Source organism: Kluyvera sp. 142486 (genome assembly GCF_046569695.1).
Classification (GTDB): Bacteria; Pseudomonadota; Gammaproteobacteria; order Enterobacterales; family Enterobacteriaceae; genus Kluyvera.
In genome coordinates, this window is record NZ_JBKHUI010000012.1 from 116,659 (window position 1) to 138,092 (window position 21,434).

Here is a 21,434-nt window from a genome sequence, read left to right on the forward strand (position 1 = left end):
GTAGTTGTCACTAAACAGCCGTTATCTGCCTTATGGGGCGATACGTGATGTTGATGTAGCAGCGCGCGGCGGCCAGAAGAACAGCGCCAGTGCGGGAATCAGATACAGGAAATAGACCGCCACTTCGCTCACGCTCGGCGCTTCCTGATAACCAAAGATGCCTTCCAGCAGCGTGCCGAAAAGCGAGTGCGTGGTCAGCGTACCGCTGAGGTCGAAGGCCACGTCCTGGAATGCGTTCCACAGACCCGCTTCGTGGAAGGCGCGAATCGCCCCAGCCGCAAGGCCAGCCGCCACCAGCAGAATAAACAGGCTCGTCCAGCGGAAGAACACGCCGAGGTTGAGGCGAATACCGCCCCAATAAAGCAGGAAGCCCAGCACGATAGCCGTTGCCAGACCCAGCATCGCACCCAGCGGAGGCCAGATACCGAGATCTTGCTGGAATGCCGCCAGCAGGAAGAAGACCGACTCCAGCCCTTCACGCGCCACGGCGAAAAAGACCATCATAATGAGCGCCCAGCCGTGGTTATTGCCCTTTTGCAGCGCGTTATCCACCGCCTGCTCCAGCTGCTGTTTGACGTTGCGGGATACTTTACGCATCCAGAACACCATCCACGTCAGGATAACCACCGCCACCACGGCCACCAGCCCTTCAAACAGCTCCTGCTCTTTTTGCGGGAACTCACCGGTGGTTTCATTGATAAAGATGCCTAAACCTAAGCACAGCGCGGCGGCCAGAATTACGCCAATCCACATCACTCCAATCCAGCGACCGCGCTGCGTGCGCTTCAGATAGCTGGCAATCAGGCTGACAATCAGCGCTGCTTCCAGCCCTTCGCGCAGCATAATGAGAAAAGGAACAAACATGCGGACATCCTTAAATGTGTAACGCCGTCAACTTTTGCAAAGACAGGTAAATGTGAGTGATAGTGATTATCATTAAGCAAAAAATAAACACAAGTGAAATGTGAGGGAAATAATGACGAGATGTAAAAGAATAGCGACGATATAGTTGCGTTGATTATCACTAACGCGCGATGGCAATGCGCATAAAAAAACCCGCGAAGCCGCGGGTTTACGTAGGCCTGATAAGCATAGCGCCATCAGGCAGTTCGGCGCCTATTGCCGGATGGCGGCATAAACGCCTTATCCGGCCTACCGCGCCTCGTCCGGGCCACTTAAGCGGGACGGCGGTGCAGAGTGATAATGCGCGTCCGCTTTGGCAAAGCGTTCCTGCATGCTGGCCGACGGCGCTTTATCCAACAGGCTGAACAGGACGATACCCGCGCTGCCAAAGATAAAGCCTGGGATGATTTCGTATAGCCCCAGCCAGCCAAACTGTTTCCAGACGATCACGGTGACCGCACCGATAATCATCCCCGCCAGCGCGCCGTTACGAGTCATACGTGACCACATCACCGAGAACAGCACCACCGGGCCAAACGCCGCGCCAAAGCCAGCCCACGCGTAGCTCACCAGACCCAGCACACGGTTTTCCGGGTTTGCCGCCAGCGCGATAGCCACCAGCGCCACCACCAGCACCATAAAGCGCCCTACCCACACCAACTCTTTCTGGCTGGCGTTTTTGCGCAGAAACGCTTTGTAGAGGTCTTCAGTAATCGCACTTGAACACACCAGCAGCTGACAGCTCAGCGTTGACATCACCGCCGCCAGAATCGCCGACAGCAGAATCCCGGCAATCCATGGGTTAAACAGAATCTGCGCCAGTTCGATAAACACACGCTCGGCGTTCTGGCTCACCGGCCCGGCCACCGACGGGTTGTTCTGGAAGTAGGCAATCCCGAAGAAGCCCACGGCAACCGCGCCTGCCAGACACAGGATCATCCAGGTCATGCTGATACGGCGAGCGTGCACAATGCTGTGGTGGGAGTCTGCGGCCATAAAGCGCGCCAGAATGTGCGGCTGACCGAAGTAGCCCAGGCCCCAGCCCATCAGCGATACGATAGCAACGAAGTTCAGCCCTTTGAGCATATCAACGTTCTCAATGCTCTTCTGTTTGATAACTTCCAGCGAATCACCGAGGCCACCCACCGCGAAAATCACGATAACCGGCGTGAGGATCAGCGCGAAGATCATCAGGCTGGCCTGCACGGTATCGGTCCAGCTGACCGCAAGGAAACCACCGATAAAGGTGTAGAGGATGGTCGCCGCCGCCCCCGCCCACAGAGCGGTTTCGTAGCTCATGCCGAAAGTGCTTTCGAACAGACGCGCACCGGCAACAATCCCGGACGCACAGTAGATGGTGAAGAACAGCAGGATAACCAGCGCGGAGATAATACGCAGCACGCGGCTATTATCTTCAAAGCGCCCGGTAAAGTAGTCCGGCAGCGTTAAAGCGTTGTTGTTGGCTTCGGTGTGCACGCGCAGACGCCCGGCCACCAGCTTCCAGTTGATCCACGCGCCAACGGTCAGACCGATGGCGATCCAGCTTTCTGAAATGCCGGCGATGAATATCGCGCCCGGCAGACCCATCAGCAACCAGCCGCTCATATCCGACGCACCGGCAGAAAGCGCGGTCACGAAGGGCCCAAGGCTACGGCCACCAAGAATATAGTCATCGAAATTTTTGGTGTTGCGCCATGCAATAAAGCCAATGAGGATCATGCCAAAAATATAGATAAGAAAGGTCACCAGCATCGGTGTACTTATAGTCATTAGAATCTCCAGAATTATGCGTCGGCAACATCCCCATTTGCCGTTTTTATCATTGCCGGAACGAGGCAATTTTTTTGAAGCGACCGTATCCTGACGGAAGCGGAATTTTTTCACAAACGATTTAACACTGCATTTACATCGATTGCATTACCCCGGTGATAGCATTTTTCTATAGGTTGCACTCCCTCACGCTTTTTACGGTTGCACCCTGAATAACTGTTAAGTAGCGCATAAAATCAGCTCGCAATACCCATTTACCAGGCTGCTTGCCATAAGTTTTACCATTAACAATTAATTCATTTTTAAGCCTGCAACGGACATCACATTTAACACGGTTGCACAAAGTTGCAACATGATGGATATTCCTGTTACGCAATAATGACGATAACCAAGCAACAGGAGTAATTGGCATGGGCACCACCACCATGGGGGTTAAGCTGGATGACGCAACCCGTGAGCGCATTAAGAGTGCAGCGACACGTATCGACCGCACCCCTCACTGGCTCATAAAGCAGGCGATTTTTAACTATCTGGAAAAGCTGGAAAACGATGAAGTCCTGCCTGAGCTGCCTGCGCTGCTGGCGGGTGCCGCTAACGAGAGCGATGAATCAGCCCAGCCGACGGAAGAAATCCACCAGCCGTTCCTCGAGTTCGCCGAGCAGATCCTGCCGCAGTCGGTGACCCGTGCGGCGATTACCGCCGCCTGGCGCCGCAGCGAAACCGACGCCGTGCCGATGCTGATGGAGCAGGCCCGTCTGCCGCAGCCGATTGCCGAACAGGCGCACCAATTGGCCTGGAAACTGGCGGAAAAGCTGCGTAACCAGAAAACCGCCAGCGGCCGTGCCGGTATGGTGCAGAGCCTGTTACAAGAGTTCTCCCTCTCTTCTCAGGAAGGCGTGGCGCTGATGTGCCTCGCAGAAGCGCTGCTGCGTATCCCTGATAAAGCCACCCGCGATGCCCTTATCCGCGACAAAATCAGCAACGGTAACTGGCAGTCGCACATTGGCCGTAGCCCGTCGCTGTTCGTCAACGCCGCCACCTGGGGGCTGCTGTTTACCGGCAAACTGGTCTCTACCCACAACGAAACCAGCCTGTCGCGCTCGCTGAACCGCATTATCGGCAAGAGCGGCGAGCCGCTGGTGCGTAAAGGCGTAGACATGGCGATGCGCCTGATGGGCGAGCAGTTCGTCACCGGCGAAACCATCGCCGAAGCGCTGGCAAACGCCCGTAAGCTCGAAGAAAAAGGCTTCCGCTACTCCTACGACATGCTCGGCGAAGCCGCGCTGACCGCCGCCGATGCGCAGGCCTATATGGTCTCCTACCAGCAGGCGATCCACGCCATTGGTAAAGCCTCCAACGGCCGTGGCATTTATGAAGGCCCGGGGATCTCCATCAAGCTCTCCGCCCTGCACCCGCGCTATAGCCGTGCGCAGTACGACCGCGTGATGGATGAACTTTACCCGCGCCTGAAATCGCTGACCCTGCTGGCGCGTCAGTACGACATCGGCATTAACATCGACGCCGAAGAGGCCGATCGTTTAGAGATCTCCCTCGATCTGCTGGAAAAACTGTGCTTCGAGCCAGAGCTGGCGGGCTGGAACGGCATTGGCTTCGTGATTCAGGCCTATCAGAAACGCTGCCCGTTCGTGATTGACTACCTGATTGACCTCGCCACCCGCAGCCGTCGCCGCCTGATGATCCGTCTGGTGAAAGGTGCCTACTGGGATAGCGAAATCAAACGCGCACAGATGGACGGTCTCGAGGGCTATCCGGTCTACACCCGCAAGGTGTATACCGACGTCTCTTACCTCGCCTGCGCGAAAAAACTGCTCGGCGTGCCGAACCTGATTTATCCGCAGTTTGCCACCCACAACGCCCACACCCTGGCGGCGATTTATCAGTTGGCGGGCAATAACTACTACCCGGGTCAGTATGAGTTCCAGTGCCTGCACGGCATGGGCGAACCGCTGTATGAGCAGGTGGTCGGCAAAGTGGCGGAAGGCAAACTGAACCGTCCTTGCCGTATTTATGCGCCGGTGGGCACCCACGAAACGCTGCTGGCCTATCTGGTGCGTCGTCTGCTGGAAAACGGTGCCAACACCTCGTTCGTTAACCGTATTGCCGACAACAGCCTGCCGCTGGACGAGCTGGTTGCCGATCCGGTGCTGGCGGTTGAGAAGATGGCGCTGCAGGAAGGCGCGTCCGGCCTGCCGCATCCGAAGATCCCGCTGCCGCGTGACCTCTACGGTAAAGGCCGCGTCAACTCCGCGGGTCTGGATATCGCCAACGAACACCGTCTGGCCTCCCTCTCCTCATCGCTGCTCAACAGCGCACTGCACAAGTGGACGGCGACGCCGATGCTGGAGCATCCGGTTGCCGACGGCGATATGGTGTCGGTGATTAACCCGGCTGAACCAAAAGACGTCGTGGGCTATGTCCGCGAGGCGACCACCAGCGAAGTGGAACAGGCGCTGGAAAGCGCGGTGAATAACGCGCCAATCTGGTTCGCCACCCCGCCACAGGAGCGTGCCGCGATTCTGGAACGCGCCGCGGTGCTGATGGAAGATCAGATGCAGTCGTTGATGGGTATTCTGGTGCGCGAAGCCGGGAAAACCTTCAGCAACGCCATTGCCGAAGTGCGTGAAGCAGTCGACTTCCTGCACTACTACGCCGGTCAGGTTCGCGACGACTTTGATAATGAAACCCACCGCCCGCTGGGCCCGGTGGTCTGTATCAGCCCGTGGAACTTCCCGCTGGCTATCTTTATGGGTCAGGTTGCCGCCGCCCTTGCCGCCGGTAACAGCGTGCTGGCCAAACCGGCCGAGCAAACCCCGCTGATTGCCGCACAGGGTATCGCCCTGCTGCTGGAAGCGGGCGTACCGGCAGGCGTGGTGCAGTTGCTGCCGGGCCGTGGTGAAACCGTCGGCGCACAGTTGACCGGTGATGCCCGCGTGCGCGGCGTGATGTTTACCGGTTCTACCGATGTTGCCACCCTGCTGCAACGCAATATCGCCACCCGTCTCGATGCTCAGGGCCGCCCAACGCCGCTGGTCGCGGAAACCGGTGGCATGAACGCAATGATCGTCGACTCCTCCGCGCTCACCGAGCAGGTGGTGGTCGATGTGGTGGCTTCGGCCTTCGATAGCGCGGGCCAGCGCTGCTCGGCGCTGCGTGTGCTCTGCCTGCAGGACGATATCGCCGACCACACGCTGACCATGCTGCGCGGTGCGATGGCGGAGTGCCGGATGGGCAACCCGGGCCGTCTGACTACCGATATCGGGCCGGTGATCGATGCTGAAGCGAAAGCCGGTATCGAGCAGCATATCCAGACGATGCGCGCCAAAGGCCGCACCGTGTTCCAGGCCGCACGGGAAAACGCCGAAGACAGCCGTGAATGGCAGAGTGGGACCTTTATTCCGCCAACCCTGATTGAGCTCGACAGCTTTGACGAGCTGAAAAAAGAGGTCTTCGGCCCGGTGCTGCACGTGGTGCGCTACAGCCGTAATCAACTGGATTCACTGGTTGAACAGATCAACGCCTCCGGCTACGGTCTGACCCTCGGCGTGCACACCCGTATTGATGAAACCATCGCTCAGGTGACCGGTAGTGCGAAGGTCGGCAACCTGTACGTCAACCGTAATATGGTCGGCGCAGTGGTCGGCGTACAGCCGTTCGGCGGTGAAGGTCTTTCCGGCACCGGCCCGAAAGCAGGCGGCCCGATGTATCTGTACCGCCTGCTGGCAAGCCGCCCGGAAACGGCGCTGGCGAAAACGCTGGCGCGTCAGGATGCGGGTCAGGTGGTTGATACTCAGTTGAAAACGCTGCTGGAAAAACCGCTCACCGAACTGCAAAGCTGGATGGCCGGTCGTCCTGAACAGCTGGCGCAGAGCAAGCTGTTCAGCGAACTGGCGCAGGCCGGTACCCAGCGCGTGCTGCCGGGGCCAACCGGCGAGCGCAACACCTGGACGCTGGTGCCGCGTGAACGCGTGCTGTGCGTGGCAGATAACGAGTCGGATCTGCTGACGCAACTGTCGGCGGTGATGGCGGTCGGCAGCGAAGTGCTGTGGCAGGATGCGCCGCTGCAGCGCGAGCTGGTGAAATCGCTGCCAAAAGCAGTGAGCGAGCGTATCCACTTCGCGAAAGCGGAAACGCTGATGAACGCCTTCTTCGATGCGGTGATTTACCACGGTGATTCCGACCAGCTGCGCGAGCTCTGCGAGCAGGTGGCGGCGCGCGACGGGGCGATTGTTTCGGTGCAGGGCTTTGCCCGCGGCGAAACCAATCTGCTGCTGGAGCGTTTGTACCATGAGCGCTCGCTCAGCGTGAACACCGCCGCGGCGGGCGGAAACGCTAGCCTGATGACGATTGGTTAAGAGATTCAAACCCGGCGATTGCCGGGTTTTTTATTGGTAGGCCGGATAAGGCGTTTATGCCGCAATCCGGCAATGTACGCACATTTCGCCTGATGGCGCTTCGCTTATCAGGCCTACCCGTCCTGCGTGACCATTAAAAAACAGATTTCGTCGTCCACACCCGACTGCGCCAGCGCCGGTACATCAACAGCGCCCGCAGCCCTTCATCAATAATGTAGGCTATCCACACCCCCACCAGCCCCCAGCCGATATACACGCCCAGCAGGTACGAAAATGGCAGGCTGACAATCCACATCACGATAATCCCGCAGATAAACGGGAAGCGAACATCGCCGGTCGCGTTCAGGCTGCTGATAACGATGATATTGGTCGCGCGCCCCAGTTCGAGCAAAATCGACAGCATAAACAGCTTTTTGGTCAGGGCGATGATTTCCTGGTTCGGAGTAAAGAGCTGCATAATCGGCTCGGCAAGCAGGTAGATAATCACGCTGATGGAAAAGGCCACCATCAGCCCCAGCCGCCAGCTTTTAATCCCCTGCCGGTACGCCGTGTCTATCTCCCGCGCCCCCACCGCTCGCCCGATAATAATCTGCGAAGCCTGGCCGATAGACATGGCAAACAGCGCGACAAACTGGCTGATCGTTGAGGCGTAGACCTTAGTGGTCAGCGCCTCGGTGCCGAGAAAGGCGATAATTGCCGTCACCACCAGCTGCGACCCCGCATAGGAGAGGTTCTCCCCCGCTGACGGCAGGCCGTAGCGTAAAATGGCCCCCAGCATTTTTCGCGAGCACTGCTGCAGCTTTTGCCAGCGGAACACGTAGCCGATGTATTTTTTCAGCATCCACGCCGACATCAGCATGCCGATAACGTTGGCAATACACACCGCAATCCCCACGCCGGTGACCCCAAGGCCGAGAAAGCTCAGCTTGCCGTAGAGGAAGAGATAGTTGAACACCACGTTAATCACGCTAACCGTGATCGGCACCAGCATCGCCTGGCGGACATAACCGTGGGTGCGTAAAATCGGCAAAATAGATGAATAGAGGGCGATAACCACCGAAATACCGCCAATAATGCGGATAAACGGCGACCCAACCACCACCAGCGCCTCGCTGAGCCCCAGCATGCGCAGAAACGCATCGCCGAACAGAATAAAGATAAGGCTCATTGCCACGCCAATGAGAAAAGCCACCACCAGCCCGTTGGTGATCACCCGTTCAACGCGCTTAAACCGCTTCGCGCCAATCAATTGCGCCACCACAATCTGCACACCGACGGTCAAAAACCCGTAAAAGATGACCGAAATTGCCAGTATCTGGTTGGCAACACCGGTAGCGGCGACGGCTTCATCGGAATAGTGCCCCAGCATAAAAACGCTGACGTACCCGAGCATCAGTCGCAGCAGTTGCTCCACAAAAATCGGCCACGCCAGCGTGAAAAGCTTTAATTGAGGCTGAACGTTAGTGCCGGACATCACTGTCATCTCTCTTCCCTCTCCCATGTGAGTGCGCGATCATCAACCTTCTATACCAAAGGCGTCCAGACGAACGTTGCGCCACCTGTCAAATTCGGAAAATCGCACGGTGGTTGGAGGAGATTCGAGGTTAAAATCGTGTTATATCCTGAGCCTAAGCGCCGTATGAATATTCTGGAGTGTCAACCGATGAAACGTCTCTTACCCGCCTTCGCCCTGCTGCTGACCAGCGGTTATGCCCTGGCGGACGAATGTGCCGATGCCACCACGCAGGCGGATTTGAATACCTGCTCCGCCGCGCAGTATCAGGCGGCCGATAAAAAGCTCAATCAAACCTGGCAGGATGTACTAAAGCGCGCGGAGCCCGCGCAGCGAGATTTATTGAAGAAAGCCCAGTCAGCGTGGATTGCGCTGCGGGACGCAGACTGCGCGTTTATCAGCTCAAGCAGCCACGGCGGCACCGCGCAACCGATGGTGAACAGCCAGTGCCTGGCCGACAAAACCAACGAGCGCGAAGCATTTCTCTCATCGCTGCTACAGTGTGAAGAGGGCGACCTGAGCTGCCCTCTGCCGCCTGCCAGTTAACGTACGCGAATACCGTCGATGATGATCCGCTGGACGTTATCGACGGTCTGCTGAAAGAAGGTTTCATCACGCAGGTTTTTTCCGGTCACCGCTTCCACCTGGGTGGCGAAATCGGCGTAGTGCTGGGTCGTCGCCCAGATCATAAAGATCAGATGGTGCGGGTCGATAGCTGCAAGCTTTCCAGCCTGAACCCAGGCGGCAATAATCGCCGACTTATCCGCGACCAGCGCTTTCAGGTCACCGGTCAACTCATCCATCACCAACGGCGCACCCTGCAGCATCTCCAGACAGAACAGCTTAGAGGCCTGCGGGTAGTCGCGCGAGACTTCAAGCTTGAGGCGGATGTACTCTTTAATCGCCACTAGCGGTGCCAGATCTTCACGAAATGCCTTCAGCGGTGCCAGCCAGATATCGAGGATCTGCTGCATCACGGCCACGTAGAGCGCCTCTTTTGACGGGAAGTAATAGAGCAAATTGGTTTTCGACACCCCGGCCAGTTCCGCCACCTGTTCAAGGCGCGTGCCGTGGATCCCGTATTGTGAAAAGGTATTCAGCGCGGCGGTAAGGATGGCCTGCTTTTTCGCACTCACGGCCTGCGAACGTTTGCCACCTTTTTTTACTGCATCCTGAGCCATGCGCCCTCTCCTTGTTATTTACGGCATCAATACCTATTTTGCGGGTTATGGCCAGAAAAAGAAACCGCCGGGTTATCCGGCGGTTAGGAGAGAGGCAGACAATTCACGCACCGCTAGCTGTTGCGGTGGCTGCCATGGCTGTTTTTCCCGCCTTTTTTGCCCGCTTCCGAGGCGCGTTGGGGATCGTTCTTGAAGTTCCCGCCGCTGTGTTGGCCGCCCTTACGACCTGCTTCTGATGCTCTTTCACGGTCTTCGGCAAAATTGCCGGAACCGCCACGATGGTTTGCCATTACTGACCTCCAGTTGAGAGAACGACATAGTGCATTACGTAATTCAAAGCGCGTTCACCCGCCGTACTGCACGGGTAGTAATAAGGTTAGTCGTCGCAGCGGCAGCACAGGCGAATTGGTCACATTTTGTCATATCTGCCCGCCGTTTTTGCCGTACGAGAGTCTGACAGGTGCGTAATTGACTCTTATGGTGGAGGAAAGCGGGTCAGATAAAAGTGTGTCAGCGTACGTCAAAGCGCGCAGCGGCGGCAAAAAATCATGCCACAACGTCGTGGATAAATTGCCGAATCGTTGCAGCGAATCCGTCATTAGCGACTATGCTTAAACATGCTTGTTAGAAACCGACGAATTTGACACAGGAGAGTTAAGATGAGTGGAAATGCAAGTGTTCTGGTGCTCTATTATTCTATGTACGGACACATCGAAACGATGGCTAAAGCGGTAGCCGAAGGCGCTAATAAGGTCGACGGCGTTGACGTCACCATCAAGCGCGTACCAGAAACCATGCAAGCAGAAGCCTTTGCCAAAGCAGGCGGCAAAGCGCAGGCGGTTCCCGTCGCCACCCCACAAGAACTGGCTGATTACGACGCCATTATCTTCGGTACCCCTACCCGATTCGGCAATATGGCCGGGCAAATGCGCACCTTCCTCGACCAGACCGGCGGCCTGTGGGCGTCCGGCGCGCTGTACGGCAAACTGGCCAGCGTCTTTAGCTCAACCGGCACCGGCGGCGGGCAAGAGCAGACCATTACCTCAACGTGGACGACCCTCGCCCACCACGGCATGGTTATTGTGCCTATTGGTTACGCAGCCCAGGAGCTGTTTGATGTTTCTCAGGTTCGCGGCGGCACGCCATACGGCGCGACCACAATCGCTGGCGGAGACGGTTCACGCCAGCCAAGCCAGGAAGAGCTGTCCATCGCCCGCTATCAGGGTGAATACGTGGCAGGCCTGGCCGTCAAAATGAAAGGCTAATGATTTAAGGGAGAAGCGATATGCCGACACAAGAAGGCAAGGCTCATCATATTGGTGAATGGGCCAGTCTGCGCAACACGTCGCCCGAAATCGCCGAAGCGATTTTTGAGCTGGCGAAATATGATGAAAAGACGGCAGAAAAAATCTGGGAAGAAGGCAGCGATGCCGTTCTCGAACTGGCCTTCAGCAAAACCGACAAAGACGCGCTCTTCTGGGGCGAGCAAACCATCGAACGTAAAAACGTGTGATGGGCAAAACCCGGCGTTGGCGTAAACGCCTCGGCCGGGTTTGTTTTTTGTAGGCCGAATAAGGCAACGCCGCCATCAGGCAATCTGCATCAGATTGCCTGATGGCGCTACGCTTATCAGGCCTACACCGCCACCCGCCGCTGCCAGCGTTTCGCCACCCTTTCCAGCCCAAAGCACAGCAGATAATAGACCACGCCGATAAAGACAAAGATCGCCGTCGGGTAGATCTGCACGCGGTTGTTCACCTGCCCCGCCACCGTGGTCAATTCCGGTACATTGACGATAAACGCCAGCGAGGTGTCCTTCAGCAGGCTGATAAAAATCCCCACCAGCGAAGGTAGCACGTTGCGCAGCGTCTGCGGCAGCAGAATCAATCGCAGACTCTGTCCAGCGCTAAAGCCCTGGGTCAGCGCCGCTTCATACTGCCCGGTAGGCAGTGCGCGCAGCCCCGCCAGCACCGAATGCATCACCGAGGCGGCGGTAAACCACGCCAGCGCCAGCGTCACCGTTACCGCGCCCGGTAGGTCGCTCCCGGTCAGCATCGGCAGCAGATACCACAGCCAGAAGATAACGAAGATCAGCGGAATACCGCGTATCACCTCCGCCCACAGGTACAGCAAGCGCCGGGTTAAACCGGAGAATCGCCACGCCGCGCAGGCCAGCAGAATTCCGCCCGGCAGCGCCAATGCTCCAGCGCCTATCGCCATCATCAGCGTCAACGCTACGCCACCCGGCTCACCGTCGGCCAGCCGCCCCCACAGCAGGTAGTCGAGGTTGTCGTAAATTACCGCCAGATTAGCGTTCATTTGCTACCCCTCTCGCCACGCTCGCCGCCGCTTTTCGTACACGCTTCGGTTGCCCTACCGGTTTTGGCCCCAGGCGGCTCAACAGTAGCCCCAGCGCCACGCCGGTCAGCAGATAGAGCACGGTGCCCACCGCAAAAGCCTCCAGCGCATGAGCGTTATAGCTTTCGATTTGCCGCACCTGGTAGGTCAGCTCGGCAAAGCCAATACCGCTCGCCAGCGACGAGAGTTTCATCAGATTCAGATACTGCCCCACCACCGGTTGCCAGGCGTTAGCCAGCCCCTGCGGCAATAAAATATGCCGCAACAGCCCATAGGTCGAAAACCCCTGCGCCAGCGCAGCTTCCCGCTGGCCGTTCGGTACGCTTTGCAGCCCCGCCGCCACTTCCTCAATCAAAAACGCCGAGGTAAAGACGCCAAGGCCCCAGGCAGAGCACAGAAACTCCGGCGTTAGCCACCAGACGTTGCCGGGCAAAATCGACCAGTCGTGCGGGTCATTAACAAAATCCCGCAGCCCTTGCGGCAAGAAGTTCCACGCCGCAAAGTACCAGAACAATAGCTGGACCAGCAGCGGCGTATTGCGAAACAGCGACACCCAGCAGGCGGTGATGCCCTGCCCCAACCGCCCACCAGCAAGACGCAGCAATAAGAACAGCGCCGCCAGCGCGCTTGCCAGCGCAATCCCGGCAAGCGAGACCCACAGCGTGGTGAGAAAACCCGAGATAATCCATTGCAGAGGCTGCCCGCTGAGCACCCCCTGCCAGTCGAAATTGACCATCACGCCGTCTGCTCCTGGTGCAGCGGGTCCAGCACCTTTTGCAGAAAACGCCGCGCGCGCGGATGCTGTGGATTGGCGAAGAACGCCGCCGGAGGCGCGACCTCCAGCACATCGCCGCCGTCGATAAACACCACCCGATCGGCAATTTCCCGCGCAAACTGCATTTCGTGGGTCACCACAATCATGGTGATCCCGCTGTGGGCCAGCGACTGCATCACGTGCAGCACTTCGCCGATCATTTCCGGGTCCAGCGCCGAGGTGGGTTCGTCAAACAGGATGATTTGTGGCGAGGAGGCCAGCGCTCGGGCAATCGCCACGCGCTGCTGCTGGCCGCCGGAGAGCTGCGACGGCATCGCATCGGCCTTTTCCGCAAGCCCGACCTTTTTCAGCAGCTCCCGCGCACGCTGCTCGGCATCGCTGCGCTTCCAGCCGTGAACCGACTCCAGCGCCAGCATGATGTTCTGCGCCGCGGTTAAATGGGCATAGAGGTTGAACTGCTGGAAGACGAAGCCGATTCGGCTGCGCAGCTGGCGCAGCGCCCGGCCACTCAGCTGGCTGGTTGGCTTGTCGTCAATCAGGATTTCACCGCCGCTAAGGCTTTCAAGCTGGTTTATCAGGCGAATCAGCGTCGATTTCCCTGACCCAGAAGGCCCGAGGATCGCCACCACTTCGCCGGGATTAATTGTCAAATCGATGCCGTTAAGCACCCGATGACTGCCATATTCTTTCACTGCCTGTCGGAACGTCACGCTGGCATTGCGCAGATGTGAAAAATCCGCGGACTTCGCCGCGGAACGAGAAAGTAAAGCCGACAACATATTATTTTGCTTCTATGGTGAAGGAACGCGGCTGCGGCGCTTTGGTTGTAGGGCCAAACCAGGTGTCGTAGATTTTTGCCGCGTCGCCTGATTTCTCCAGCGCCACCAGCTCATCGTTCACCGCTTTCAGCAGCGCCGGTTCACCTTTTTTCACACCCACGCCGATCTCTTCTTTACTGAGCAAGTCCGGCAGAATTTTGAATTTGGCTTTATCCGGCGCTTCGCCCAGCAGGCCTGCCAGAATGGTGCTGTCCTGGGTAATCGCCTGCACGTTGCCGTTACGCAATGCGGTCAGCGCCAGCGGGATGTCGTCATAGGAGAGCACGCGCGCCTGCGGGAAGCGCTGATGCAGCGTCTGCTCACCGGTGGTGCCCTTCACAGCGCCAATGCGCGCTTTGCTGTAATCGTCGAGTTTATCGCCGCCGGTCGCCGGCACCAGGAACTGCTGGCCGGTCACGAAGTACGGGGTGGAGAAGTCGATAACCTGCGCGCGTTCTGGGGTAATGGTGATGTCGGCGACAATCAGATCCGCCTTGCCGGATTGCAGCAGCGGGATACGGTTAGCCGGATTGGTCGCCACCAGTTCCAGCTTCACGCCCAGCGATTTTGCCAGCGCTTTGGCGAAATCAACGTCGTAGCCCACCAGTTCATGAGTTTTCGCGTCCACGGAACCAAACGGCGGGTTGGCATCAAAGGTGGCCACTTTGACCACGCCTTTCGCTTTGATATCCGCTAGCTGATCGGCCTGCGCGGCGAAGGTGGTCAGGCCGGTAGCAACCAGGCCAGTGATAAGTGCGAGCTGTGCAACGGTCTGTTTTGTCTTTGCCATAATCTTTCTGGATACCCCTGTTTTTGTATTGTCTTTTTACGCTCCCACACCGCCCTCAGCGGAACAAATAACGATTCGCTATGCTTTATAACCAAATATCATTTGGCGAAAGTAATTGTTATCTAAAGGTAAAATTTCATGAGCAACGCCAGATATCGCAAATGCTTTGCACAATTTCGTCTTTCCATTGGCGTGGACTTACTGCTGAAATGGTCGAAAAGAAAACCGTAACATTAAGAAGGTCTTAATACGTAAAAAGTTATGATTTCGTGAGGTCATTGTTTCCCATCGTTACCAACAGACACAACAATCCGCGAGCATCAAGACTGACCGGCAACCTATCATTACACCGACAAAAATCAGGGGTTATTTCCTCTGTTGCCTGACGCTTCGGCGTCTATTTGAATGCTTTATGGATGACTACAATGAAAAAATTTACCCGCGCCGCTTTACTGGTTGCCACCCTTGCTGGTGCGACTTTCGCCGCTCAGGCTGCTGATACCACCGCTGCCCCAGCGCCGGCTCAGGACCCTATCGTTCAGCATCTGAAGCTGACCGATGCTCAGGTGTCCAAAATGAAAACCCTGCACCAGCAGCTGGAAAAAAACGTTCAGGCTATCTCCATGAAGGATGTTAAAGACGGCATGATCATCGACATGATCCAGTCCGGCAAATGGGATGAAGCGGGCGTGAACAAACAGCTGGCGGCGTTTAGCAAAGTTGACCAACAGGTTCGCTACTACAAAGTGAAATACTACTTTGACTTAAGCCAGGTGCTGACCGCTGAACAGCGTAAGCAGGTACAGAACGATCTGGCTCAGGCTGCGGCGGAATAATTAACATGAAAAAAATCGCGATGATGTTAGGCGCTTGCGCGCTGCTGGCAATGGGTGCGGCGAATGCGGCCAACGGTCAGGCTGTAGCGAACGCGAAAACCGCCTGCCAGAATAATCCAAGCCAGTGCGCTCAGGCGAAGAGCACGGCAAAAGCGAACGCGCAGAAAGAAGCTAAAGCCGCAAAAGACGCCTGTGCGAAAAACCAGACGGCCTGTGATAACGCGAAAGCGAAAGCCAAAAGCGCTGTGCAGAAGTAAGTTACGGTCGTGAAGTAAAAAACGCGGAGGGGCGGCTCACCGCGTTTTTTTACGCTCCTCATCGGAAAACCACGTGATAAAAGTCTGATTTATACGACAAATTGTGAGCTCTCACGCATTACCCATAATCTCTATACGGACTTCCCCCTCGCTTTGATCGCTGTCAAAAATAATCATACCGTCTGGTCGGTATGATTCGGGCCATGAACACGGAAACCCAACACCGCAAAAAAGATCCGGTCCGTTTATATCAGCTGCTGCTGGAGTCGGCGGCAATGATTGCCGGACGAGACGGCATCGCCGCGCTGTCGCTGAACGCTGTCGCTCGTGAAGCAGGCGTTAGTAAAGGCGGGCTGATTCACCACTTTCCCAATAAACAGGCGCTGATTTACGCGCTGTTTACCCGCCTGCTGGCGATTATGGAAGACGCGATCGTCGCGTTGATGCAGCAGGATGGCGTCAGCTATGGCCGCTTTACCCGCGCCTATCTGAACTACCTTGCCGACCTGACGGATACGCACGAAAGCCGCCAGTTGATGGTGCTGTCGCTGGCCATGCCGGATGAACCGGTGCTGCGAAAATGTTGGCGCGACTGGATGCTGGATCACCTGGCGCGTGGCGACGCGCTGGATAATAGCTCCACCGGTACGCTGGTGCGCTATGCGGCAGACGGCATCTGGTTATCTGAACTCACGGAAGGGATCACCATGTCCGCCGAGCACCGACGAACGTTGGTCGAATCTCTTAATAAGATGACGCTTCCCGCGTGAAGCACATAGGCTGAGGCCGCGATGCGCTACAACATCAATGCCCGTTTTATTTATGACGCAACGGATGGCACGATAACGCTGCCGCAAAGCGATGAGCCGGACAGCCAGCTGTCTATCACCGCCAGCGCCCTGCTGTTCTTCTTTTTGCATAACACCGGAATCGTCAGCCGGGAAGAGGTGCTCAAAAAGGTCTGGGATGACAACGGGTTAACCTCGTCGAACAGCAACCTGAATCAGTATCTGAGCATGCTGCGCAAAACCTTCCGCCACTATGGTGTCGATAACATTATCGTCACCGTGTCGCGCGGCTACTTGCAGCTTAACCCGGACGTGGTGATTGAGGCGCTGGACGCCCCCCCACAGCCCGCACCGATGCAGGAACCGCCGATCATAGTCGACGAAACCGAGCCAGAGACGCCGCTGGAAACCCCACCCGCTACGGCGCATGCGCGCGGTACCTGCTGGTATATCGCTGGTGCCTGCCTGCTGACCATTGCGCTGCTGCTACTTATTCTGAGCCTGGTAGGCGTGCGAGAGTCGCGTCCCATCACCCTGAGCCAAATCACCCACAGCCAGTGCGAACTGCTGGCCAGCGATGAGATGCTGCGCTCGGTCAGCCCCAGCGGTTACGTGAAAAATTTCGATGAGGTGCGTGAGCGGCTGAAGGTCGAGTGCAAACCCGGCGAGCGCTTCCTCTTTTTCTACGGCGACAGGCTGGAGACCAACGGCCTGGGGCGCGTATTTCTCGCCCACTGCGCGATGCATGAAGATAACCCGTTTAGCTACTGCGACAACTACTTTTACTACTCCTGGAAGCCGTAATGAAACTCGCGCCGCGTACGTTCTTTGCCCTTTCTCTGCTCATCTTTATCGTGGTCGCCGGGTTTAGCGCCTGGCGCCTGCTGCCCGATGAAAACGCCGGGGTGATGAGCTGCTCCACCAAAGGGATCATGCGTTTTGAAAATATGGATAAAGAGAACGTGAACGGCAACATTCACTTCAACTTTGGCAGCCACGGCAAAGGCTCAATGGTGGTCGAGGGCTATACCGATTCGGCCGCCGGCTGGCTCTACCTGCAGCGCTACGTCAAATTCAGCTACAGCAGCAAACGCATTTCCGCAACAGAACGCCACTATCGTATCAACCAGTGGGAGTCGAGCGCCTCGTCCATCGATGAATCCCCGGACGTGATTTTCGCCTACTTTATGCGCGAAATGTCCGACAGCCACGACGGGCTGTTTCTCAACGCCCAGAAGCTTAACGACAAGGCCATTCTGCTGAGTTCCATCAACTCACCGCTGTGGATCTGTACGCTGAAATCCGGTAGCGCGCTGAACTAGCGCGCCCCGGGAATTATTCGCCCATTAAGCCGTACCAGAAGTCATTTATACAGATTTCAATATCTGTTGAACGCGCACTTCCAGACTGACGGACAATAGCATCGATCAGCTTCTCATGATCCAGTTGCTGTAAGGCGGCAAGGCTTTGCGCCGTAGCCATATTTGCCACATCCTTTCCTGCTAACCGAGCACCAATACGTTCCGGCACCCAATCAACGCTCTCAGCTAATACATCATCGTCATACAGGCGAGAGTCTTCAATAGCATCGTATTCAAGTAGAATTTTATAAATATCAATGGCGTCTTTACTATTTCTGTCACCGCGGTCACGCCAGGCAAATAATTTTAGTAACAATAAACCAGGCAATGAACAAAACCGAATATCGCCGCAATTTGGGATCGTGACGAGAACAGCGTGTTTCCAGGCATCGGCAAAGCCATCAACGGACATAATGATGTCGCGATCCGGTGGCCATGCCACCTGATTATCAGCGGCGATAGAGCCAAAAGGAATAATGTCTAACTCTACACCGCCCCAATATAGCCGATGAGCATTATCCTTTGCTGACTCTGCTCCCTGTTCAAGCATAATGCCTTTTAAGCGAGAAAATGCGTCCCAATCATCAATAAAAACGGCAATATCAATGTCCCGGGTGCGTCGTCCCGTATCTCGATTATGTACATGGGTAAGCATAATTTCTCTCGCGGTGGCTCCCGCAATAAAGAATGGATACCCTGCCAGGGTACAGGCATTGGTGATTTTCATCAGCGCCTGTTGGATTTCATCAGATAATGGACGTGTTAATGTGTAAGGTGTTTTCATTGATTATTTTCGCCATTTCAATATTACGTTCGTCCTGAGAGGCAACTAGTTCCGCTATCGTTAGCAATGCGTAGCCAGCGTGACTCATCTGGAATGACGCACCCCAGAATGTCTCCATAAACTCAACATCACCGTTGGGATCCGGGCGTAACCCAAGATCTTTTCGTCGTTCATGAAAAGATAAAGGGGTGAAAATTTTTATCATCTCAGGCTGCAGGTATCCTTTGCTAAGTTCATAAGCCGCAACTTCTCCTGCCCAATACTCTCCAGGCAGGAGCTTGATGTCTTTCCAGAGTATATTCCCAGACAGTCTCATTTTGACTATTTTGGGTCGCAGCACCGAATCATATGACTGAATCCACGATCGATATAATTCAGGTATATCGGTAAATCGGCGAACATTATTTCCTTCTCGATATAATTTATTATTTTCAAGATAATCGAAGCCTTTCTTTACCATGCCAAGCGAAATACCCGCCTGTTCAGCAATCTCACGGTAGGTATAATTAATAATTTGTTCATCCGCTAACATAACAAAAAGTAGCTTCATAATACCAATGGACATCCCATTAGTATTTTTTACCACGCTCTCATTTTTATTACCTGTAACATTTAAGTAATAATTAGGCGTTAAAATAAACATATTCCCTGCACTATCGATAAAGTTAACTTTATTTTCCATGCAATACCTCTGTAATGCAGGACTTAGATAGTGACACAATAATAATGGATATCCATTTTTATCTTTTTTTATGAAATCCGATTTCCAGTACATTAACCACTCTTTGCGTGGTTGCGCTTTCACTTCAAAATGAAAAGCATGGCTAGTTCCATCAGGCATCTGTAGATACAAAGCACTATCATTATAGATCTTTCCCTGAAGTGGCTTAGGCAGTCGCTCCAGTATTTCATTCACGATGCTTTCTTCATCACGCATTTGTTCACGCTCCAATCCTTGTTCACGATACATGAACATGACCCATAGTATGAACAAAATTGGCTATCATGCAACCCATCCTTTACTATCAAATCCTGATGCCAGACGAGGTTTGAAGACGATGATCGTTACACTTTTGCCCAATGATGTTGGCAGGGATTTTATTCTTGGTGACCTGCATGGCGCGTACGATTCTCTACAGGGGTTACTTGAATTCGTTAACTTTAAGCCGGAAAAAGACCGCCTTATTGCCGTCGGCGACCTCTTCGATAGAGGTCTTTATCCTCACCAGTGTATATCTCTGCTCGATTGCGCATGGTTCCACTCTGTGCTGGGGAACCACGAAGAAAGTTTACTGGCATGGTTTTTATCGCAGGATAAAACGGAAAGAGAGCATCATGAGTTGAAAATCAGAGCACAAGGCGGCGACTGGTTTTTCACCTTAACCGATGAGAAAAAAACCTTACTCTGCCAAAAACTATCCCAACTCCCACTCGTTATATTGTTTACCATCCAACATCAAACCTACTGTGTCCTGCATGCTGAGATCCCGCCAGAAACGCACTGCATTGAATCTTTTCTTCAGTCGCTGATGGTACAAGATGTTTTTGCGCTCAACGGCTGCCTTAAGGGCAGAAGGCGCCATGCAGTCCGAAGTTCATCTCCCATAAAGGGAGTCGATTTTGTCGCCGCTGGGCATACTCCTGTTCTTCCTACATTGCGCTATAAAGGAAACAGCCTGAATCTGGACTTTGGCCTCCCCTTAACACACCCATCCTCTGCATTAGGTATGCTGGATGCGGGTTCCCATCAACTATACCTCTGCAACCCGCAGCATGAAGTTTGTCTATTTCAGGGCAACTGAGATCAGATTTGTTCACGAATTTCATTTGTTCATGATTCGTGAACAAATGAAATTGATGAACAAGATGAACTTTACGAACCATCAGCCACAAGCCATACCGCTTTCCATCGGCTCAAAACAGGCGATCGAATTCATATGACTTTTCATTAATCTTCCCCCTCGCCTAAAAGCGCATCTTTTGCGTTTAGCTTCGCTGCCAGAATTTGAACCTCGCCACAGTTGTTCCTGCGCCATGTTACCCGACTTTTGTATAAATTTAGCAATTTCACAACATTTCCAGCTAGCGCCGAGCACACGGAAAAAACCGCCTTATGCCCGTCAAAATCCCGCCCCTCCTCGCAGCATAAAGAGATAAATCAACGGCCAGAAAAGGCTAAATAGCAGAGTTTTTATCTAAATCAGAGAATCAACCAGATTTAAATTCCACCAGAAAAGCTAATCCCTATAGTGAATCCCGAACGCCGCTGCCGTGGGTTAACGCCGTGACACGGACGGTTTTCCTGAAATCACACAACCTGTTTTGAGGAGTGAAGCAATGGGTGATGCATTAGGGCTTATCGAAACCAAAGGTCTGGTGGCCTGCATTGAAGCCGCGGATGCGATGTGCAAAGCCGCCAACGTTGAGCTTATCGGCTATGAAAACGTCGGCTCTGGCCTGGTCACCGCGATGGTGAAGGGCGACGTCGGCGCGGTGAAAGCGGCGGTGGATTCCGGCGTGGAATCGGCGCAGCGCATTGGGGAAGTGGTGACGTCGCTGGTGATTGCACGTCCGCATAACGACATCAACAAAATTGTCATTAAACACAAGGCTTAAGGCCAGGAGAACGCAAATGGGTGATGCATTAGGTCTGATTGAAACCAAAGGTCTGGTGGCCTGTATCGAAGCGGCAGATGCGATGTGTAAAGCCGCCAACGTCGAGCTTATCGGCTACGAAAACGTCGGCTCTGGCCTCGTCACCGCGATGGTGAAAGGCGACGTCGGCGCGGTGAAAGCGGCGGTGGATTCCGGCGTGGAGTCAGCGCAGCGCATTGGTGAAGTGGTGACATCGCTGGTTATCGCGCGTCCGCATAACGACATCAACAAGATTGTCTCGCACTACAAAATTAGCGAATAACCGGAGAGAA

The 21,434-nt window shown here is 55.1% G+C and carries 23 protein-coding genes; 12 read left to right on the plus strand and 11 right to left on the minus strand.

Translation table 11 applies throughout. The features are described from left to right. Window positions 1-30: 30 nt before the first annotated feature. The gene (efeU, locus tag ACLGE8_RS14635) at window positions 31-864 is read right to left on the minus strand and encodes an iron uptake transporter permease EfeU (protein WP_410999483.1); all 834 of its coding nucleotides are present in this window, start codon (window positions 862-864) and stop codon (window positions 31-33) included. 288 nt (window positions 865-1,152) lie between these two features. Beyond that, window positions 1,153-2,673, minus strand: coding sequence for a sodium/proline symporter PutP (gene putP, locus ACLGE8_RS14640; protein ID WP_410999485.1), 1,521 nt, complete (start codon window positions 2,671-2,673; stop codon window positions 1,153-1,155). A 410-nt stretch (window positions 2,674-3,083) separates the two neighbouring features. On the opposite strand from putP, the gene putA reads away from it, so the two are divergent. Further along, on the plus strand, window positions 3,084-7,046 hold the full coding sequence (putA, locus tag ACLGE8_RS14645) for a trifunctional transcriptional regulator/proline dehydrogenase/L-glutamate gamma-semialdehyde dehydrogenase (RefSeq protein WP_410999487.1): 3,963 nt from the start codon (window positions 3,084-3,086) through the stop codon (window positions 7,044-7,046). A gap of 133 nt (window positions 7,047-7,179) precedes the next feature. Here putA and ACLGE8_RS14650 read toward each other — a convergent pair whose 3' ends face one another. Then, the gene (locus tag ACLGE8_RS14650) at window positions 7,180-8,529 is read right to left on the minus strand and encodes an MATE family efflux transporter (protein ID WP_410999489.1); all 1,350 of its coding nucleotides are present in this window, start codon (window positions 8,527-8,529) and stop codon (window positions 7,180-7,182) included. Between the two features lie 180 nt (window positions 8,530-8,709). Between ACLGE8_RS14650 and ACLGE8_RS14655 the strand changes: the two genes are divergently transcribed. After that, window positions 8,710-9,105, plus strand: coding sequence for a lysozyme inhibitor LprI family protein (locus tag ACLGE8_RS14655; protein ID WP_410999491.1), 396 nt, complete (start codon window positions 8,710-8,712; stop codon window positions 9,103-9,105). Here the strand turns inward: ACLGE8_RS14655 and rutR are convergent. Together rutR and ACLGE8_RS14665 are read right to left on the minus strand one after the other, a co-directional pair. Further along, window positions 9,102-9,740, minus strand: coding sequence for an HTH-type transcriptional regulator RutR (rutR, locus tag ACLGE8_RS14660; RefSeq protein ID WP_410999493.1), 639 nt, complete (start codon window positions 9,738-9,740; stop codon window positions 9,102-9,104). The two genes, ACLGE8_RS14655 and rutR, sit on opposite strands and share 4 nt — an antisense overlap. Window positions 9,741-9,853: 113 nt before the next feature. Next, a complete protein-coding gene (locus ACLGE8_RS14665; RefSeq protein WP_185666466.1) occupies window positions 9,854-10,030 on the minus strand; it encodes a general stress protein in 177 nt (58 codons plus the stop codon). A gap of 369 nt (window positions 10,031-10,399) precedes the next feature. Between ACLGE8_RS14665 and wrbA the strand changes: the two genes are divergently transcribed. Continuing rightward, window positions 10,400-11,005, plus strand: a complete 606-nt coding sequence (gene wrbA / locus ACLGE8_RS14670; protein ID WP_035896674.1) for an NAD(P)H:quinone oxidoreductase — start codon at window positions 10,400-10,402, stop codon at window positions 11,003-11,005. A 20-nt stretch (window positions 11,006-11,025) separates the two neighbouring features. Continuing rightward, window positions 11,026-11,253 carry a YccJ family protein gene (locus ACLGE8_RS14675; RefSeq protein ID WP_185666467.1) on the plus strand — a complete coding sequence of 76 codons (228 nt, stop codon included), beginning with the start codon at window positions 11,026-11,028 and terminating at the stop codon, window positions 11,251-11,253. 122 nt (window positions 11,254-11,375) lie between these two features. On the opposite strand, the gene ACLGE8_RS14680 is transcribed toward ACLGE8_RS14675, so the two are convergent. From ACLGE8_RS14680 to ACLGE8_RS14695, 4 genes are read right to left on the minus strand one after another with little or no spacing between them, the layout of a single operon-like run. Further along, on the minus strand, window positions 11,376-12,059 hold the full coding sequence (locus ACLGE8_RS14680; protein ID WP_322262754.1) for an amino acid ABC transporter permease: 684 nt from the start codon (window positions 12,057-12,059) through the stop codon (window positions 11,376-11,378). Then, complete coding sequence (locus ACLGE8_RS14685; RefSeq protein WP_410999572.1) at window positions 12,049-12,834, minus strand: amino acid ABC transporter permease; 786 nt, start codon at window positions 12,832-12,834, stop codon at window positions 12,049-12,051. Before ACLGE8_RS14685 ends, ACLGE8_RS14680 begins: the two co-directional genes overlap by 11 nt. Further along, window positions 12,834-13,652 (minus strand): amino acid ABC transporter ATP-binding protein, encoded by an 819-nt coding sequence (locus ACLGE8_RS14690; protein ID WP_410999496.1) that lies wholly within the window; start codon window positions 13,650-13,652, stop codon window positions 12,834-12,836. The genes ACLGE8_RS14685 and ACLGE8_RS14690 overlap by 1 nt, the downstream gene beginning before the upstream one ends. A 1-nt stretch (window position 13,653) precedes the next feature. Then, a complete protein-coding gene (locus tag ACLGE8_RS14695) occupies window positions 13,654-14,481 on the minus strand; it encodes an ABC transporter substrate-binding protein (RefSeq protein ID WP_410999498.1) in 828 nt (275 codons plus the stop codon). Window positions 14,482-14,906: 425 nt separating this feature from the next. On the opposite strand from ACLGE8_RS14695, the gene ACLGE8_RS14700 reads away from it, so the two are divergent. From ACLGE8_RS14700 to ACLGE8_RS14720, 5 genes are all read left to right on the plus strand, one after another. Then, entirely contained in the window at window positions 14,907-15,317 is a 411-nt protein-coding gene (locus ACLGE8_RS14700) for a Spy/CpxP family protein refolding chaperone (RefSeq protein WP_410999500.1), read from the plus strand. Between the two features lie 5 nt (window positions 15,318-15,322). Beyond that, entirely contained in the window at window positions 15,323-15,574 is a 252-nt protein-coding gene (locus ACLGE8_RS14705; RefSeq protein WP_333012546.1) for a late histone H1, read from the plus strand. 191 nt (window positions 15,575-15,765) lie between these two features. Next, window positions 15,766-16,344, plus strand: a complete 579-nt coding sequence (locus ACLGE8_RS14710; RefSeq protein WP_410999502.1) for a TetR/AcrR family transcriptional regulator — start codon at window positions 15,766-15,768, stop codon at window positions 16,342-16,344. A gap of 21 nt (window positions 16,345-16,365) precedes the next feature. Beyond that, entirely contained in the window at window positions 16,366-17,166 is an 801-nt protein-coding gene (locus tag ACLGE8_RS14715; protein ID WP_410999504.1) for a winged helix-turn-helix domain-containing protein, read from the plus strand. After that, a complete protein-coding gene (locus tag ACLGE8_RS14720; RefSeq protein WP_410999506.1) occupies window positions 17,166-17,684 on the plus strand; it encodes a FidL-like protein in 519 nt (172 codons plus the stop codon). Before ACLGE8_RS14715 ends, ACLGE8_RS14720 begins: the two co-directional genes overlap by 1 nt. Before the next feature lie 13 nt (window positions 17,685-17,697). Here the strand turns inward: ACLGE8_RS14720 and ACLGE8_RS14725 are convergent, their stop codons facing one another. Next, window positions 17,698-18,507: a hypothetical protein gene (locus ACLGE8_RS14725; protein ID WP_410999508.1), complete on the minus strand. Its 810-nt coding sequence runs from the start codon at window positions 18,505-18,507 to the stop codon at window positions 17,698-17,700. Beyond that, window positions 18,470-19,477 carry a type IV toxin-antitoxin system AbiEi family antitoxin gene (locus ACLGE8_RS14730; protein WP_410999510.1) on the minus strand — a complete coding sequence of 336 codons (1,008 nt, stop codon included), beginning with the start codon at window positions 19,475-19,477 and terminating at the stop codon, window positions 18,470-18,472. Before ACLGE8_RS14730 ends, ACLGE8_RS14725 begins: the two co-directional genes overlap by 38 nt. 16 nt (window positions 19,478-19,493) lie before the next feature. Here ACLGE8_RS14730 and ACLGE8_RS14735 point away from each other — a divergent pair, with 16 nt between their 5' ends. The 3 genes from ACLGE8_RS14735 (at window position 19,494) to ACLGE8_RS14745 (ending at window position 21,424) form a co-directional block, all read left to right on the plus strand. Next, entirely contained in the window at window positions 19,494-20,309 is an 816-nt protein-coding gene (locus tag ACLGE8_RS14735; protein WP_410999512.1) for a metallophosphoesterase, read from the plus strand. A gap of 535 nt (window positions 20,310-20,844) precedes the next feature. Then, complete coding sequence (locus ACLGE8_RS14740) at window positions 20,845-21,123, plus strand: BMC domain-containing protein (protein WP_001540796.1); 279 nt, start codon at window positions 20,845-20,847, stop codon at window positions 21,121-21,123. Window positions 21,124-21,139: 16 nt separating this feature from the next. Next, window positions 21,140-21,424 (plus strand): BMC domain-containing protein, encoded by a 285-nt coding sequence (locus ACLGE8_RS14745; RefSeq protein WP_115074640.1) that lies wholly within the window; start codon window positions 21,140-21,142, stop codon window positions 21,422-21,424. Window positions 21,425-21,434 lie beyond the last annotated feature (10 nt).